Annotated in this window: 11 protein-coding genes; 5 read left to right on the top strand and 6 right to left on the bottom strand. The window is 62.7% G+C overall.

Annotated elements, in window-relative coordinates; all coding sequences use genetic code 11:
• Positions 1–58 precede the first annotated feature (58 nt).
• Genes CKW25_RS18940 through pilG form a run of 6 tightly spaced genes read right to left on the bottom strand, consistent with a single transcriptional unit; the run spans position 59 to position 9,959 of the window.
• Positions 59–517 carry a chemotaxis protein CheW gene (locus tag CKW25_RS18940; protein ID WP_095081497.1) on the bottom strand — a complete coding sequence of 153 codons (459 nt, stop codon included), beginning with the start codon at positions 515–517 and terminating at the stop codon, positions 59–61.
• Positions 510–6,425: an Hpt domain-containing protein gene (locus CKW25_RS18945; RefSeq protein WP_095081499.1), complete on the bottom strand. Its 5,916-nt coding sequence runs from the start codon at positions 6,423–6,425 to the stop codon at positions 510–512. The genes CKW25_RS18940 and CKW25_RS18945 overlap by 8 nt, the downstream gene beginning before the upstream one ends.
• A 38-nt stretch (positions 6,426–6,463) precedes the next feature.
• Entirely contained in the window at positions 6,464–8,524 is a 2,061-nt protein-coding gene (locus CKW25_RS18950; protein WP_095081502.1) for a methyl-accepting chemotaxis protein, read from the bottom strand.
• A 56-nt stretch (positions 8,525–8,580) separates the two neighbouring features.
• Positions 8,581–9,120, bottom strand: coding sequence for a chemotaxis protein CheW (locus CKW25_RS18955; RefSeq protein WP_095081503.1), 540 nt, complete (start codon positions 9,118–9,120; stop codon positions 8,581–8,583).
• 10 nt (positions 9,121–9,130) lie between these two features.
• A complete protein-coding gene (gene pilH, locus CKW25_RS18960) occupies positions 9,131–9,496 on the bottom strand; it encodes a twitching motility response regulator PilH (RefSeq protein WP_095081505.1) in 366 nt (121 codons plus the stop codon).
• A gap of 58 nt (positions 9,497–9,554) precedes the next feature.
• The gene (gene pilG, locus CKW25_RS18965; protein ID WP_095081507.1) at positions 9,555–9,959 is read right to left on the bottom strand and encodes a twitching motility response regulator PilG; all 405 of its coding nucleotides are present in this window, start codon (positions 9,957–9,959) and stop codon (positions 9,555–9,557) included.
• Positions 9,960–10,214: 255 nt separating this feature from the next.
• Here pilG and gshB point away from each other — a divergent pair, with 255 nt between their 5' ends.
• The 5 genes from gshB to pyrR all read left to right on the top strand — a co-directional run bounded on the left by gshB (position 10,215) and on the right by pyrR (position 14,087).
• The gene (gene gshB, locus CKW25_RS18970; protein ID WP_095081509.1) at positions 10,215–11,168 is read left to right on the top strand and encodes a glutathione synthase; all 954 of its coding nucleotides are present in this window, start codon (positions 10,215–10,217) and stop codon (positions 11,166–11,168) included.
• A 237-nt stretch (positions 11,169–11,405) separates the two neighbouring features.
• Positions 11,406–12,305: an energy transducer TonB gene (locus tag CKW25_RS18975; RefSeq protein ID WP_095081510.1), complete on the top strand. Its 900-nt coding sequence runs from the start codon at positions 11,406–11,408 to the stop codon at positions 12,303–12,305.
• Positions 12,306–12,495: 190 nt separating this feature from the next.
• Entirely contained in the window at positions 12,496–13,065 is a 570-nt protein-coding gene (locus CKW25_RS18980; protein ID WP_095081511.1) for a YqgE/AlgH family protein, read from the top strand.
• Positions 13,065–13,502, top strand: coding sequence for a Holliday junction resolvase RuvX (gene ruvX, locus CKW25_RS18985; RefSeq protein WP_095081512.1), 438 nt, complete (start codon positions 13,065–13,067; stop codon positions 13,500–13,502). Before CKW25_RS18980 ends, ruvX begins: the two co-directional genes overlap by 1 nt.
• Before the next feature lie 81 nt (positions 13,503–13,583).
• Positions 13,584–14,087 carry a bifunctional pyr operon transcriptional regulator/uracil phosphoribosyltransferase PyrR gene (gene pyrR, locus CKW25_RS18990; protein ID WP_095081514.1) on the top strand — a complete coding sequence of 168 codons (504 nt, stop codon included), beginning with the start codon at positions 13,584–13,586 and terminating at the stop codon, positions 14,085–14,087.
• Positions 14,088–14,104 lie beyond the last annotated feature (17 nt).

The following is a 14,104-nucleotide window of genomic DNA, read 5'->3' on the forward strand; positions in this document are numbered from 1 at the left end:
ATGAGTCCCAAAAAGAGAACGATAGGTCCCTTTTTGAGACCTATCAAGCCAAGCCTGATTAAACGGCCAACCCCGCCCCCACCAGCAGCTCTTCCAGCGCCAGCAGGTCCGGGATTTTCGCCACCTGGTCAGCGACTTGCACCGCCGCCTTTTCCAGGGTGCAGAGCGGCACGTCGACGTAGCTCAACTGGCTGTCGAGCTTGTACGAACGCGGGATGCCTTGAACCAGCAAGGCAATGAACTTGAGGTTCGGCCGGCCGCTCAGGGTGTTGAGGACGACGATGCGCGCGCGCTCGCCGATGACGGTTTTCTGGCCGCAGGCCGATTCGAAGCTCAGCAGCGGGATCTTGCGGTCGCGCCAGTTCACCTGCCCCAGGTACCAGGGCGGCGAGTCGAGGTCGAAGGCGCCGGGTTGGTAGTCGATCAGCTCGGCCACCGCGACGTTGGGCAGGATCAAGGTGCGATCGGCCAAGGGCAACAACAGCCCGATGAGGTGGCTGGAGCGGTGTTCAAGCATGGGTTTTGCTCCACAAGGCGATGCTTTCGAGCAACACCGATTCCTGGTACGGCTTGCCGAGGTAATCATTGACGCCGATGGCCATCGCCCGGTCGCGGTGCTTCTGACCGGTGCGAGAAGTGATCATGATGATCGGCAGGTGCTGCAAGCGCGGGTCGTTGCGCACTTGCGTGGCCACTTCGAAGCCGTCCATGCGCGGCATTTCGATGTCCAGCAGCATCAGGTCGGGCATGTGTTCCTCCAGCACCAGCATGGCGTCCACCCCGTCCTTGGCGGTCAGTACGTTCATGCCGTGGCGCTCCAGCAAGCGGCTCGTGACCTTGCGCACGGTGACCGAGTCATCGACCACCAGCACCAGCATCGAACGCTGGGGCTCTGTCTCAGCGCTGGATGACGGCCGCCGTTGCTGCGCCGGTACGTGCGCCTGCATCGCCCGCAGCGGTGCCAACAGGTCAAGAATCAGCACCACCCGGCCGTCGCCGAGAATGGTCGCGCCGGACAAGCCCTGCACCGCGGCAAACTGCGGGCCGAGACTCTTGACCACAATCTCCCGGGTCCCCGCTGTCGCGTCGACCTGCACCGCGATGTGCCGCTCGTTGCACTGCACCAGCAGCACCGGCAACGGCAGGCTCTGGCCCAGGAGTTTCGGGCGGACACTGGTTTTCAGCAATTCGCCCAGATAACACAGCTCGTAACGCTGCCCCGCGTACTCATACTGCGGTGGATCAAGCTGGTAGTAAGCATCCAATTCGTTGGGCAGCACGCGCACGATGCCTTCGATGGTGTTCAACGGGATGGCGTACTGATCCTCGGCACACTGCACCATCAAGGCCCGGTTGACCGAGACCGTGAACGGCAGGCGAATGCGAAAATGCACACCCTTGCCAGCGGTCGAGTCGATGCTCATCGAACCACCCAGCTGCCGCACCTCCTCGTGAACCACGTCCATGCCGACGCCACGTCCGGAGATCTGGGTGATTTTCTCGGCCGTGGAAAACCCGGGCTGCAGAATGAACTGCAACACATCACGGTCGCTGATGTCGCTCTCGGGGGCGAGCAGGCCCCGCTTGATCGCCTTGCGTCGGACGGCGTCCAGCGGCACGCCGGCGCCGTCGTCACGGATATCGAAAATGATGTCCCCGCCCTCACGGGACAGGTCCAGGGTAATCAGGCCTTTTTCGGGCTTGCCGGCGGCGCGGCGCACCTCGGCGGACTCCAGGCCATGGTCGACGGCGTTGCGCAGCATGTGCTCCAGCGGTGCGGCCATGCGCTCCAGGACATTGCGGTCCATCTCGCCCTCGGCATTGCCGACGACGAACTCGACGTCCTTGCCCAACTCGCTGGAGACCTGCCGCACGATGCGCTTGAGGCGTGGCAGCATGCGCTCGAACGGCACCATGCGCGTGCGCATCAGGCCTTCCTGCAGCTCGGTGTTGATCCGCCCCTGCTGCTGCAGCAGGTTCTCGGCGTCCTGGTTGCGCCGCTCGAGGGTTTCCTTGAGGTCGAGCAAATCGGAGGCGGACTCGAACAACGCCCGCGACAGTTGCTGCAACTGCGAGTGGCGGTCCATTTCCAGCGGATCGAACTCTTCGTAGCCCAGCCGCTCGGCCTCGACCTGCTGCCGACTGAGAATCCGCCCCTGGGTTTCGGTATCCAGGCGTCGCAGTTGATCGCGCATGCGCTCGAGGGTGGTTTCAATCTCGCCCAAGGTCACTCGGGCATCGTTGACTTGCTGTTCGATACGCCCGCGAAAGATCGAGGTCTCCCCGGCCAGGTTCACCAGGTCGTCGAGCAGCTCGGCGGACACCTTGACCATGTCGGCGCCGGTCTCCGGTTGCGGCATAGGCGGCTCGGGCTTACTCACCGGCACCGCCTCGCCCCCCTTCGCCGAGTGCTCGCCCGCGATCGGGTGACTGAAGCCCTTGATGGCCTCGATCAGGCTATCGGCCGGCTGCACCGGCTGACCGGCACGGGTGGCGTCGAGCATCTGTGCCAGTCGATCATGACTGCGTTGCAGCAACCCGAACAGCTCGGGAGTGGCCTGCAGCAGGCCGGTCGACAGGCCTTCGTATAAAAATTCGAGCTCATGGGCCAGGTCGCCAATCGGGGCGATTTCGACCATCCGCGCACCGCCCTTGAGGGTGTGCAGGTCGCGCAGAAGGGTTTCCATTTCCTGACGGTTTTGCGGGTCCGCCTGCCAACGTGTCAGCGCCGCACCGGAACTGTCGATGATGTCGAACCCTTCCTCGAGGAAGATTTCCAGCAATTCCGGATCGTGATTCGCCGCGTCCTGTGCGAGCGCAGGCTCGTCCGGTTCGGCGGGGCCAACGCTGTGTTGGCGCCACTGCTCGATGGCCTTGATCAGCGCCGTGCAATCACCCAATGGCTGCTGCTCGTGCAGTTGCTCCAGCAGTTGTTCCAGGCGGTCGTGGCTGCGCTGCAACAACAGCGCCAGCTCGGCGCTGTAGCTGAAACGCCGATCCACCAGCCCCTCATACAGGCTTTCCAGCTCATGGGCCAGGTCACCGACCGGCCCGACCTCGGCCATCCGCGCCCCACCCTTGAGGGTATGCAAGTCGCGTTGCAACGACGACAAGGGCGCGCCGTTCTCCGGGTCAGTCAGCCAGCGCTGCAAGGCTTGCCCGGCACTGTCCAGAATGTCCACGGCCTCTTCGAGGAAGATCGACACCATTTCATCGTCGGTGTCGAGCGCCGCGGTCGGGTCCTGCTGCAGCCCGGACGTGGCGCTACCCAGCTCGGTGATGCTCAGGGTGCGGCCACCCTCGCTACGGATCAGGCCCAGGGAGGAAGGATCAAGGCCTTCATCGAGCAAATCACGCAGGGCGCGCACCCGCGCCGGCTGATGAGTGACTTCTTGGCCGGCGGCCAGTTCGTCGAGCATGTTGATCAAGGCTTCGTGGGCACTTTGCGCCTCGAAGAAAAACCGCTCGCTGACGGCCAGGCTGCTTTCTTCCACCGCGCCGTAAAGGTCGAGCAAGGCTTCGCACAGCTCATCCACCGGGTGCAGATCGGCCAGATGGGCGCCCTCTCCCAGCGTGGTCAGCTCATCCAGCAACGCGCTGAGTTCCTGTCGTTCGCCAGGATGCTGCTGCCAGCGTTTCAACAGGTTTTCGGCATCCAGCAGGATGTCCATGCCCTGGGCCAGGAAGTTATTGATCAGCTGCAGATCACGCTTGATCCGCAGGCCCGTGTTCGGGGCGTTGAGTACGGCTTCCAGGCGTTCGGCAAGCAGTGCCCGGGCGCGTTCGATCACCCCCTGGGCACCTTGAATGGCCTGCAGCGGGTCGTTCTTCAACTGCTTCAAGCCTTGGCGCAACAGCCCCTCGGCCTTCAGCAGTAACTCGACCTCATCCAGGTCCAGTGCAATCAGGTGCGCCTTGTACTCGCGGGCCAACTGATCCAGTGGCGCCGCCAGCTCGGCAATCGGCAGTACGCCGGCCACCGATGCGCTGCCCTTGAGGGTGTGCAACGCGCGCTGTAATTCGTCGCTGGCCTGCAGGGGCACATGTTCTGCGGCCTGGTCGAGAAAGCGGTTGAGACTGGCGAGGTGGCTTTGCGCTTCGTTGCGAAAGATCTCCAGCAACTGCGGATCGGCCGCGGTGGCACCCGCCCGAACAAGCGGCTCCGAGGCCCCTGCCCCCCTGGCCAGGCCGTGGGCACGGGCGGCCAGGTGGTCGACATCGTCACGCTGGCGCTGGGCATTGCCAGCGAACTCGACCACCAGTTCCGGCAGCAGTTGCAGCACGTCACGCAACAGGTCCTGCACCTGTGGACCGGGTTCGACACTGTGTTCCAGCACCCGATTGAGCAGGTTTTCCACGGCCCAGGCCAGTTCACCCAGCACCAGTGCGCGGACCATGCGCCCACTGCCTTTCAAGGTGTGGAACGCGCGCCGCAATTCGCTCAGGGCCGAAGTACTGTCGGGGTTGGACGACCAGCGCGGCAAGTACTCGCGCAGGATGTCCAGCACCTCGTCGGTCTCCTCGAGGAACACTTCCCGCAGTTCGTCATCCACCGGTGCTTCGTCGCTCGGCGACGGCAGCAGACTGCCCGGCGTTATCAGGGCCGGCGGATTGACGGCCGACACCGGGCTCGCCAGCACGTTGGCCAGCGACTGCACGGTCTGAGGGTCGGACAGCGCCTGCAGATCCGCCATCAGGTGCGGGTCGTCGGAGTCGAGTACCTCATCGAGCACCGGCACATGAACGTCGCAGGGCACATAGCCGAGCGCCGCCAGGCTTTGCTCGGCCACATCGAGCAACTGTTCACCGAGGGCTTGCGGGTCTTCGTTCAAGCGTTCCAGGTAATACTCGATGCTGGTAATGGCATCGGCCAGGCTGTCGAGCTGCTGCCAGTGCGGCGGGGTCGGATCCACGAGCAGGTGTTCGCGAATGTAGCTGTTGCAGGCTTCCAGCAGGCTCGCCCCACGGCTCAGCGGGATCATCGCCAGCGCCCCCCGGACCTGGGTCAGCAAGGCCGGCAGCGGTTGTAACAGCTGCCGGTCCCACTCGGCGTCGATGTAGTCGACGATCATGTCCTTGGCCTGCTGCAGGCAGAGTCGGGCTTCCTTGATGACGATCTGGTGAATCTGGGTCAGGTCAGTGGTCGGCAAGCGGCTCTCTTCACGGCTTTCCTCGACAATACCCACCATCCCGGCCAGGGTCGCCTCGACATAGAGCAAGGCACCGGCGACGTCCATCAGGATCGCGTCGTTCGGTTCGCGCTGGCCCTGCGCCAGGCTCTGGACCACCGCCAGTTGATCAATGATGACCTTGCGCGGCTGACCGAAGCCGAGCACCGCCAGGGTGTCGGCGATTTGCCGCAACGGGGCCAACAAGCTGTCGAGGTCCGAGGTGTGCTGACGGTCGCTGCGCACGAACAGGTCCAGGCGCTCCTTGACCCGCACCAGCTCCTCGCACAGCGCGGCCAGCACCGAGCGCATGGCGTCACGGTCGGGCCCGGCCAGGCGCGCGCGCTCTTCATCGACCACGGCACTGTCTGGCAAGGCTTCATCGAGCCCATAACGATCTTTCAGGGTTTGCATCTGTGCGCTGGGGTACTGCGCCTTGGCGATATAAAACAGCAGGCTCTTGAGCAGTTCAGGCGGGGCGGGCTGATTGATGCCCGGCATCCCTTGCTCAAGCAGGCGCTTGAGTTCCTTGTCGGCTTCCTTGAACAAACTGCGCAGTGCCGGGCTGTTGCCGATGCGCCCGTCGGTCATGCCTTCGACCAGGGCCGAAGCCACTTGCCACAGGGGGCTGAGCGGAGCATCGCCGCACAGCGCCTCAAGACGGCTGAAGACCTTGGCCAGGTAACCGAGATTGGTCCCATCGTCCTGTTCGCGCAGCAAACCGACCAGACCCATCTGCAGCATTTGCCGCACCTTGCGCAGGACGTTCGGCAAGTCCACGGGCGCCAGCAGCGCCAGCTGCGCATCATCCAGCGCTGGCAGATCCTGCAGTTGCGGACTGAACAGGCTGGTTTCCGATAACAGGCTTTCGCCACGGGCGCTGCGCAGGTCGTTGATCAGTGGCAATACCACCAACGGCAAATCACGGCGGGCACTGTGTACGCGATCCAGGTAGATCGGCAGCTGGCCAAGGGCCTGTTGCAGCAAGCGAATGGCTTCCTGACGATGGCTCACGCTGCCTCGCAGCAAGGCGGCGGCAAGCTGTTCCATTTCCTCGGCGAGCAAGGCCGCGCCGTAGAACTCGACCATCTGCAAACTGCCGTGAACCTGATGTATGCCTGTCAGGCACTCCTCGAGCGCGTGCATGGCCTGCGGGTCCTCGACCAGATTGTCGAGGGCAAAGTAGGCCTGCTTCAGCGTTTCGGCAATTTCGCCCTTGACCCACTCGAGGGCCACATAGTCGTGCCGATCACCCATAACCACTCCACTCAAAGTTCGTTCCCGACAGGCCTTGTTCAGGCGTTGTCAGTGCTGCGCGCAGGCTGCGCCGGCAAGGTAAAACCGGACACCGAGCGCCGTAACTGACTGGCCATTTTTGCCAGGTTGCCAATGCTCTCGGCGGTGGCCGTGGAGCCCGACGACGTTTGCGTGGTGATCTGCTGGATCACGTTCATCGTCAAGGAAATCTGTCCTGCCGAAGTCGTCTGCTGCTGCGCCGCGTTGGAAATACTCTGGATCAACGCCGCGAGGGTCTTGGAAACGCCTTCGATTTCTTCCAGGGCCACTCCGGCATCCTGCGCCAGACGCGCGCCACGCACCACCTCGGTGGTGGTCTGTTCCATGGAAATCACCGCTTCATTGGTATCGGCCTGAATCGCCCGTACCAGGGTTTCGATCTGCCGGGTGGCCGCCGAGGAGCGTTCGGCCAGCCGCTGGACTTCGTCGGCCACCACCGCAAAACCGCGCCCGGCATCGCCGGCCATGGAGGCCTGGATCGCCGCGTTGAGCGCAAGAATGTTGGTCTGGTCGGCGATGTCGTCGATCAGGCTGACAATGTCACCGATTTCCTGGGACGACTCGCCCAAGCGCTTGATGCGCTTGGCCGTGTCCTGAATCTGTTCACGAATATTGTCCATGCCGTGGATGGTGTTGTGCACCACCTCGTTGCCCTTGTTGGCAATTTCCACCGAGCGCTCGGCCACCGCCGAGGACTCGGCGGCATTGGCCGACACCTGGTCGATGGACTGGGCCATGTCGTTGATCGCGGTCGAGGCTTCGCTGATCTGCTGCGCCTGGTGCTCCGAAGCCTGGGCCAGGTGCATCGCCGTGGCCTGGGTTTCCTGCACCGCGGCGGCCACCTGGCCCGCCGTCAGGTTGATGGTCGCCACCAGGTCGCGCAACTGATCGACCGAGTAGTTGATCGAATCGGCAATGGTGCCCGTGAAGTCTTCGGTCACCGAGGCCGTCACCGTCAGGTCGCCGTCGGCCAGGTCTTCGATCTCGTCGAGCAGGCGCATGATCGCGTTCTGGTTACGCTCGTTCTTCTCGGCGGTTTCGCGCAACTGGCGGTTGGTTTCACGAACCATCACCAGGCCGATCAGGATGATCGACATCAAGGCCAACAGGCCCAGCACGTAGCCGCCGATGGTATCGGTGGAGCGCCCGCCGACCAGGTTCTCAAAACCGCTGGCCAGGTGCGAGGCTTCATCGAGCAAGGTCTGCGACAGGCTGAAAATGTTACTCGCCGACTCCCGGACCTTGAACAGCTCCGGTGAGGTTTCGAGGATTTCATCAACCGAGCCGGAAACGAACTCGAACAGTTCGGAGATTTCGGTCAGGCGCGCCCGGGCGTCGTGGTCTTCGACCTGGCTGACTTTGAGTGCCGGGTTGCCCTGGAGCATGCCATTGAGCACCTGCCCGAAGCGCGCGGCATCGCGCCCGAACACATCGGCCGCCTGCTGGGCATTTTCATCGCCGGCCAGCACTGTGTTGACCGCGCCGAGGATGCGTTCGGCGAGCAACGACTGGCGCTGGGCCATGGCCACCTGGGCGGCCGGTGCACCGCGCTGCAGAAGGATCTCGACCACTTTCTCGTATTCGACCTGCAATTGCGGCACGGTTTCGGCCAGGGTCGCGGCCACCTGGTGCAGCGAGAGCACGGTCTGTTCACTGGAGAGGATCGCGTCGGTATTCTTCAGCAGACGTTCCCAGTCCAGCTGCACGGCGCGCATTTGCGGGCGAACCGCCGCCGGCGCTGGCGGCAGGCCGGTGCTAGGGTCGCCTTTCTTCAAGTACCCCCAGCGTCGGGCAAAGTCGTTGCGCGCATCACTGAGCAGCTTGAACGCGGCGGCCTTGCCCGCGGCGGCTTCCGTGGCATTCTTGGCGATGCGCTGGGACAGCACCCGCAGTTCGCCGGCATGGCCGATGTATTGCTTATCGTAGGAGGCCTGCGTGTTGAGGTAGGCGAAGTTGGCGAACAACAGCACGATGAACACAATCAGCGCGATGAACAGCGCAATGATTTGCGAGCGACTGCGCGACCCTTCGGTAGAGGTGCCTGTGTTTGGATTTATCATCGATCCTCGCCTGTTGACCCACACCCTTGTGAAACCTGCCAGCCAACCCGCTCGGATCACAGGGCCACGTCCATGAACCGTGGTGACTGCACCAGGGCGAACGGGCTGAAGACCTGCCAGCGTTGCTCGCGCTCGAACCGACCCTTGATGAACATCCCCGCCGGCCCCTCTTGTGTACCCGGTGAAACGGGCTCGAACCGGGCCTGATCGAAATGCTGCATGCCCAGTACCTCGTCGACGAGCAACCCGACGAACACCTCGTTGTATTCCACCACCAGCACCCGCCGCTGCTTGCGCTGGGCCGACAACTCCTCACCGAAGAACCCGCACAGGTCCATCAACGGCAACAAGCGCCCGCGCAGGTTGGCCACGCCCTTGACCCACGACTTGACCCCGGGCAACTGGGTAAAGCGTGGTTCATGCAACACCTCGCTGACTTCCCCCATGGGGGCCACATACCAGCGCTCGCCCAGACGAAAGCCGATCCCGCTCCAGCCATGGTTGCGGGTGGGCTGGGACGGCAAGTCCGCCGCCAGCAGGCGGCAGCGTTGGTCGATCTGCAGCAGCAGTTCGAAGGCAGTCAGCGACTCGGCCATGGCTCAGCCGTCAGTCCGCCAGTACGGCGTTCAGCGTCTTGATCAGGGTGTCTTCGTCCACCGGCTTGGTCAGGTAATCCCTGGCGCCCTGGCGGGTGCCCCAGACCTTGTCGGTCTCCTGATCCTTGGTGGTGATGATGATCACCGGGATGTGCCCGGTTTCCGGGTCCTTGGTCAGCTGGCGGGTCGCCTGGAACCCGTTGAGGCCGGGCATGACGATGTCCATCAGCACCGCGTCGGGTTTTTCCTGACGGGCCAGCGCCACGCCGTCGGCGCCATTTTCAGCTTTCAACACTTCGTGACCATGCTTTTCCAGCATGCCGGTCAGTTTGTACATTTCAGTCGGCGAATCATCGACGATCAGAATACGTGCCATGGTCTTCCCCATTTTTTATCGACGCAGGGCCCGTTGGCCGAGCGTCACTGTGCGTGTCCTACTGCGGCAAATCGGCGGCAAACCCCGGCACATGGGCCTGGATCGCACTCAGCAGTTCTTCCTTGCTGAACGGCTTGGTCAAAAACTGATCGGAACCGACAATCCGCCCCTTGGCCTTGTCGAACAAACCGTCCTTGGACGACAGCATAATCACTGGCGTGGATTTGAACGCACTGTTGTTCTTAATTAAAGCGCAGGTCTGATAGCCATCCAGGCGAGGCATCATGATGTCGACAAAAATGATCCCGGGATGGTGATCGGCAATCTTGGCCAGGGCATCAAAACCGTCAATGGCGGTGATCACCTCGCAACCGGCATTGCGCAGCAATGTTTCAGCGGTGCGGCGAATCGTCTTCGAGTCGTCGATCACCATGACCTTCAGGGCGTTGGGATGCTGTGCCATAGTTGCTCTACCATCGCCTTTGCGAATCAGTTTGTCCGTTAGTCGGTGGCTCGAACCCCTTGATGCTCAAGGGCCAGCGCGACATGCCAGTCTTTTTAGCACAGTCTCCCACTCCAATCTATCGGCCGGCCCGCGTGGTGGTTTTTCCTTGACCGGGAACACACTCAGCGCCACTCTGACGCCACTTTTTCATGCCATTTTGAACCCCGTTTTCTACCCCAGATCAGGGGCCACCCCATTTTCGAGGAAAAACCCATGAGCGTTCGCGTCGGGATTGTCATGGACCCAATCGCCAACATTGCCTACAAGAAGGACAGTTCGCTGGCCATGCTGCTGGCGGCCCAGGCCCGTGGCTGGGAGCTGTTCTACATGGAGCAGCGCGACCTGTACCAGGGCGAAGGTGAAGCCCGCGCGCGCATGCGCCCGCTGAAAGTCTTCGCCAACCCGGAAAAATGGTTTGAGCTGGAAGCCGAGACCGATGCGCTGCTGAGCGACCTGGACGTGATCCTGATGCGCAAGGATCCGCCGTTCGACATGGAGTTCGTGTACTCCACCTACCTGCTCGAGCAAGCCGAGCGGGCGGGCGTGCTGGTGGTCAACAAGCCGCAGAGCCTGCGCGACTGCAATGAAAAACTGTTCGCCACGCTGTTCCCGCAGTGCACACCGCCGACCGTGGTCAGCCGTCGCGCCGACGTGCTGCGCGAATTCGCCGCCCAGCACGGTGATGTGATCCTCAAGCCGCTGGACGGCATGGGGGGCACCTCGATCTTCCGTCATCGCGCGGGCGACCCGAACCTGTCAGTGATCCTTGAGACCCTGACCGCGCTGGGCACTCAGCAGATCATGGGCCAGGCTTACCTGCCGGCGATCAAGGACGGCGACAAGCGCATCCTGATGATCGACGGCGAGCCTGTGGATTATTGCCTGGCACGGATTCCCGCTGCCGGCGAGACCCGGGGCAACCTGGCCGCTGGCGGCCGTGGCGAAGCCCGCCCGCTGAGCGACAAGGATCGCTGGATCGCCGCACAAGTCGGCCCGACCCTGCGTGAAAAGGGCTTGCTGTTCGTCGGCCTCGACGTGATTGGCGAGCACCTGACCGAAATCAACGTCACCAGCCCGACCTGCATTCGTGAAATCGACAACGCGTTTGGCACCAACATCGGCGAGATGCTGATGGCGGCCATTGATCAGAAGCTCAAGGCCCGCTGATATAGAACACCCAAGGGGCAACCAACATTGCGTTATCATGCGCGGCCTGTGAAACACGCAATGTTGGTTTTCTAGTGGCCTGTACGGTTAGTTCGTTAGCTCAAATTCGGATGCCAGCAGCCCAGAGCCAAGGAGCTGTGACGAGTCATAGCCCGCTATGGCGAGGAACAGCAACGCAGGATATGGGCCACTGACGCCGAAGTTGACTAACAGAACCAACCACACAGGCCACTTGCCATGACCCTTCCATCCGATCTGCCACTCGAACTCGCCCACCGCGGCGTGCGCCCGGCCGATCGCCTTGGATTTACCCTGTTTCTCGCGGCGCTGATTCACCTGGCCCTGCTGCTCGGCGTTGGCTTCACCCTGGTCGAGCCCCAGCAGGTCAGCAAAACCCTGGAAATCACCCTCGCCACCTTCAAAAGCGAAACCAAACCGCAAAAAGCCGATTTCCTGGCCCAGGAGCATCAGCAAGGCAGCGGCACCCTGGATAAAAAGGCCATTCCCAAGACCACCGAGGTCGCGCCCTTCCAGGACAACAAGGTGCAAAAAGTCACGCCACCGCCCGTGCCCAAGCCTCAAGTGCCGGAGGCCGCGCCCAAGGCGGCGGTGACCACGGTTGCGCCCGCACCGAAAAAGGCGCCGACCAAAAAAGAAGAAATCAAGACCGCGCCGTCCCCCAAGGTCGTGACGCCGACGTTCGACAGCGCGCAGCTGTCCAGCGACATCGCCAGCCTGGAAGCGGAACTGGCCAACGAACAACAGCTCTACGCCAAGCGCCCGCGCATCCACCGCCTCAATGCCGCGTCCACCATGCGCGACAAGGGCGCCTGGTATAAGGACGAATGGCGCAAGAAAGTCGAACGCATCGGTAACCTGAACTACCCGGACGAAGCACGCCGCAAGCAGATCTACGGCAATCTGCGCCTGATGGTTTCGATCAATCGCGACGGCTCGCTGTACGAAGTGCTGGTGCTGGAGTCCTCCGGCCAACCGCTGCTGGATCAGGCGGCGCAGCGCATCGTTCGCCTGGCGGCCCCCTTTGCCCCCTTTACCGGCGATCTGTCGGACATCGACCGACTGGAAATCATCCGCACGTGGAAGTTTGCCCGTGGGGATAGGCTTTCCAGCAATTGAACACCGCAAAACCCTGTGGGAGCGGGCTTGCCCGCGATAGCGGTCTGTCTGACACTGCAATTGTGAATGTACCGCCGTCATCGCGGGCAAGCCCGCTCCCACAGGGGCCGGAGTTATTCGCGGATATTCAGGGCATTTCCTGCGCATCCCCAGCTTGTCAGTTTGCCCCTCCAACGCCACACTAGCGCACATGAAGAACGTCAGCCCCAGCTACCTCAAGCATCACTTCCTGATCGCCATGCCACACATGGCCGACCCGAACTTTGCGCACACCTTGACCTACATCGTCGAGCACACGGCCAATGGTGCCATGGGCCTGGTCATCAACCGCCCGCAGGACCTGACCCTGGCGGACGTCCTTGAGCAATTGCGCCCGAACATCGAACCACCCGTACTGTGCCAGCACGTACCGATTTTCACCGGTGGCCCGGTGCAGACCGATCGCGGTTTTGTCCTGCACCCCATCGGCCAGACGTACCAGGCCACTGTCGAGCTCGACGGCCTGGCATTGTCGACGTCCCAGGATGTGCTGTTTGCCATCGCTGACGGCGTTGGCCCGGCCAAAAGCCTGATCGTCCTCGGCTACGCAGGCTGGGAAGCCGGCCAACTGGAGGCCGAGCTGGCCGACAATGCCTGGCTGACCTGCCCGTTCGATGCCGACATCCTGTTCAATACCAGCAGCGAACTGCGCCTGGAAGCGGCGGCCAAGCACCTGGGCATCAACCTCAGCCTGCTGATCAGCCAGGCGGGACACGCCTGATGGCCCTGCGTCTGATCCTCGGTTTTGACTACGGCACCAAGCAGATCGGCGTTGCCGTCGGCCAGGTGATTACCGGCCAGGCCCGCGAGCTGTGCACCTTGAAGGCACAGAACGGCATTCCGGACTGGAATCAGGTCGAAGCCCTGATCAAGGAATGGAAACCCGACGCCGTGGTGGTCGGCCTGCCGCTGAACATGGACGGTACGCCCAGCGACATGTGCGCACGCGCCGAGAAGTTCGCCCGCCGCCTCAATGGCCGCTACAACCTGCCCTTTTATACCCACGATGAACGCCTGACCACCTTCGAAGCCAAGGGCCAACGCCTGGTGCGCGGCGGACAAAAAGGCAGCTACCGCGACAACCCCGTCGACGCCATCGCCGCCGCGCTGCTGCTGCAAGGCTGGCTCGACGAAAACACCGCATTGTTCGAATCCTGAAGAGCCGCGACAAGCGTCTCTCTTAGCTACAACCCGGGCCACATTCAGCCTGTACCGGCCCGGGTCCAAGAAGGAGCAACCATGAGCCTGCCCAATCCCGCCGAACTGATCAGCCAGATGGCGATCGACCTCAAGGCCCACCTTGAACATCGCAGCATCAGCGAACCGCGCTACATCGGTATTCGCACCGGCGGCGTGTGGGTCGCTCAAGCCTTGCTCGAAGCGCTTGGCAGCGATTCGCCATTGGGCACCCTGGATGTTTCCTTCTACCGTGACGACTTCAGCCAGAATGGCCTGCACCCGCAAGTGCGCCCGTCCGAGCTGCCGTTCGAGATCGAGGGCCAGCACCTGGTGCTGATCGATGACGTGCTGATGAGCGGCCGGACCATCCGCGCCGCCCTGAACGAACTCTTCGATTACGGCCGCCCGGCCAGCGTCACCCTGGTCTGCCTGCTGGACCTGGACGCCGGTGAACTGCCCATCAGCCCGGATGTTGTCGGCGCCACGCTGACCCTGGCCCCCCATGAGCGGGTCAAGCTGTCGGGACCGGAACTCAAGCTTGAACTGCAAGACCTCGCCCTTTAATTCGCCCTTTTAAAGAG

The sequence above is a fragment of the Pseudomonas sp. Irchel s3h17 genome, assembly GCF_900187505.1.
Taxonomy (GTDB): Bacteria; Pseudomonadota; Gammaproteobacteria; order Pseudomonadales; family Pseudomonadaceae; genus Aquipseudomonas.

Excerpts from the sequence above, each read along its gene's own strand:
- CKW25_RS18940 (WP_095081497.1), bottom strand. The coding sequence starts at position 517 with ATGCTTGAACACCGCTCCAGCCACCTCATCGGGCTGTTGTTGCCCTTG.
- CKW25_RS18945 (WP_095081499.1), bottom strand. The coding sequence starts at position 6,425 with ATGGGTGATCGGCACGACTATGTGGCCCTCGAGTGGGTCAAGGGCGAA.
- CKW25_RS18950 (WP_095081502.1), bottom strand. The coding sequence starts at position 8,524 with ATGATAAATCCAAACACAGGCACCTCTACCGAAGGGTCGCGCAGTCGC.
- CKW25_RS18955 (WP_095081503.1), bottom strand. The coding sequence starts at position 9,120 with ATGGCCGAGTCGCTGACTGCCTTCGAACTGCTGCTGCAGATCGACCAA.
- pilH (WP_095081505.1), bottom strand. The coding sequence starts at position 9,496 with ATGGCACGTATTCTGATCGTCGATGATTCGCCGACTGAAATGTACAAA.
- pilG (WP_095081507.1), bottom strand. The coding sequence starts at position 9,959 with ATGGCACAGCATCCCAACGCCCTGAAGGTCATGGTGATCGACGACTCG.
- gshB (WP_095081509.1), top strand. The coding sequence starts at position 10,215 with ATGAGCGTTCGCGTCGGGATTGTCATGGACCCAATCGCCAACATTGCC.
- CKW25_RS18975 (WP_095081510.1), top strand. The coding sequence starts at position 11,406 with ATGACCCTTCCATCCGATCTGCCACTCGAACTCGCCCACCGCGGCGTG.
- CKW25_RS18980 (WP_095081511.1), top strand. The coding sequence starts at position 12,496 with ATGAAGAACGTCAGCCCCAGCTACCTCAAGCATCACTTCCTGATCGCC.
- ruvX (WP_095081512.1), top strand. The coding sequence starts at position 13,065 with ATGGCCCTGCGTCTGATCCTCGGTTTTGACTACGGCACCAAGCAGATC.
- pyrR (WP_095081514.1), top strand. The coding sequence starts at position 13,584 with ATGAGCCTGCCCAATCCCGCCGAACTGATCAGCCAGATGGCGATCGAC.